Consider the following 1,739-nt stretch of genomic DNA (forward strand, 5'->3'; position numbering starts at 1 on the left):
ATGCCATTGATAGTCGTAATCATGGACTAAGTGATCAAACAGATCAATTTCATTATCAAACCATGATGGATGATCTCTATGCTTTTATCACAGCAATGCAGTTAAAAGAGGTGAATATTATTGGCTTTAGTGATGGTTCGATTATTACAATGCTATTCGCTATTCAATATCCTGAAATGGTTAATCATGCATTATTATTAGGACCCAACTTAAAACCAAGTGATTTTACAATTGCCTGCACACGCTACGTGGAACGTTTATATAAAAACGATCCTAATCCACTATATAAAATGATGTTAGATGAACCTAATATTGACATAGAAGACCTGCAAAAGATTCAAGCCAAAACGCTTATCATAGGTGGAGAAAATGACCTCTATCAAGCAGGTACTTTTGAGAAAATTCATGAAAATATTCAGAATTCTAAATTATTGATATTAGAAAAACATAATCATAGTAGCTATATATTTCAAAATGATATGTTATACTTAAATATAATTAATTTTCTAAAATAAATATTTTATATAGCATCTTCCACTTAGCTATAAATGGACTATAATTATCCCGAGAATTGATTTATGTCTATGAAATAGACATAATATAGAAGTCAATTTTTCACTTAACTTACTAAGGAGTTATACAATGAAAGGTTTATTGAAAGTAACAGGTTTAATCGCTTTGGGTTTAGTAGCTACTGGCTGTGCAACAAATGCACAAAAAACTGCTGATGAAGCATTAGTAACTGCAAATGAAGCAAAAAGCATTGCTCTAAATACTCAAGCACAATTTGATCGTTATTTTGCTAAAACTCGTTATAAATAATTGAGTCTTTACATTACAAATAACCAAAAGCCTCTTTATACCAAAGAGGCTTTTTCTTATTCACTTTTTGCAGAACGCTCTAATAAATTAATCATGGCAATTTGGGGATCTAAATTTTCTGTTAAAATTTTATAAACTTCTGCCACAATAGGTAATTCGATGCTTTGTTTTTCACCCAATGCTTTCATATTAATCACATTATTAGCACCCTCAACCACTTGAAATATTTTTTCAAATGCTTCTGCTTTTGTAAACCCTTCACCAATCAGCTTACCAAAACGATAGTTTCTAGATTCTGTACTAGTTGCGGTTAATGTTAAATCACCCACCCCCGCCAAACCTAGAAAAGTTTCCACTGATGCACCTAATGAAACACCTAAACGTGTCATTTCTGCTAAACCACGTGTAATTAATGCAGCTCTTGCATTACAGCCAAAACCTAGCCCTTCAGAAATCCCTGCTGCAATCGCAATCACATTTTTATACGTACCTGCCAATTGAACACCAATGGGATCTGAATTTAAATAAACTCGCATATGATGATGATGAAACAATGGTAGGAAACTTTTAGCATCTCTCTCATTTTTGGAAGCAATTGTAATGGCTGTTGGTAAATGTCGAGCCACTTCTGATGCAAAACTTGGACCTGATAAAACAGCCTGCACAGGTGAATCAAATATTTCATCAATCATTTCTGAAAAGAAACGGTTACTATCATGCTCTAAGCCTTTAGTTGCATTGATGAATGATAATTCTTTATGAGCAATGGATTTAATCTCTTTTAAAATACTCAAAAGCGCGAAAGATGGCACAACAAAAACCAATTGATCACAATTTTGAACTAGCTCTTTCAATGAATCAGTGGCAATAATATTTTCTGGATACTGAATATTGGGTAAATATTTGGGGTTGTATCG

General features: G+C 32.8%; 3 protein-coding genes. 2 read left to right on the top strand and 1 reads right to left on the bottom strand.

Features of this window, described 5'->3' with window-relative positions; translation table 11 throughout:
• Nucleotides 1-515: alpha/beta fold hydrolase (locus BZK14_RS07720; protein ID WP_143691405.1), on the top strand; the 515-nt coding region annotated here is incomplete at its 5' end.
• A gap of 127 nt (nucleotides 516-642) precedes the next feature.
• Nucleotides 643-822, top strand: a complete 180-nt coding sequence (locus BZK14_RS07725) for an alanine-zipper protein (protein WP_077925945.1) — start codon at nucleotides 643-645, stop codon at nucleotides 820-822.
• Between the two features lie 56 nt (nucleotides 823-878).
• Here the strand turns inward: BZK14_RS07725 and BZK14_RS07730 are convergent.
• The coding region (locus tag BZK14_RS07730; protein WP_077925946.1) for an NAD(P)H-dependent glycerol-3-phosphate dehydrogenase at nucleotides 879-1,739 on the bottom strand (861 nt) is incomplete at its 5' end.

The organism is Wohlfahrtiimonas larvae (genome assembly GCF_002006755.1).
In the GTDB taxonomy this organism is placed as follows: Bacteria; Pseudomonadota; Gammaproteobacteria; order Cardiobacteriales; family Wohlfahrtiimonadaceae; genus Wohlfahrtiimonas; species Wohlfahrtiimonas larvae.

Excerpts from the sequence above, each read along its gene's own strand:
- BZK14_RS07725 (WP_077925945.1), top strand. The coding sequence starts at position 643 with ATGAAAGGTTTATTGAAAGTAACAGGTTTAATCGCTTTGGGTTTAGTA.